This is a genomic window from Streptomyces sp. NRRL F-5630 (genome assembly GCF_000719475.1).
Taxonomy (GTDB): Bacteria; Actinomycetota; Actinomycetes; order Streptomycetales; family Streptomycetaceae; genus Streptomyces.
On record NZ_JOGO01000207.1, the window covers coordinates 1 to 405 of the forward strand.

General features: G+C 74.8%; 1 pseudogene. It reads right to left on the bottom strand.

What is annotated here, in order from left to right:
• Positions 1-314 (bottom strand): annotated as a pseudogene (locus IF99_RS31450) (hypothetical protein); the annotation flags it as partial.
• Positions 315-405 lie beyond the last annotated feature (91 nt).

The window sequence follows — 405 nt, forward strand, 5'->3', positions numbered from 1 at the left end:
GGGGTGGGGCTCGCGGCGGGCGCGGAGGCGAAGGTGGGGGCGTGGGGGGCGCCGCTGCGGGAGTGGCCCGGGTGTTCGGGGGGTGGTGCGGGAGCCGGGGTGCGGCTCTGCGGTACCCAGTAGCCGGTGAAGTGGCGGGGAAGCTCGGCAAAGGGGACGAGGGGCGAAGGCAACACCGCGCTGTGCGGGACCTCGCGCGACACCCGTCCCCCCGCGTGCGCCAGCCCGTCCGGCAGCAGAAGGACCAGGAGGAGGGCCAGAAGAAACACCACCAACGCGGCGGGAGCCGTCACCGCACGCAGCCCAGCGGTCATGTCATCCCTCCCACAGAGCCCTATTCCACGTGACCAGCCTCACACGAGGCGGGCGGCACGGCGAGCGGGAGGCGGGGGCGCAGGGGAGGGG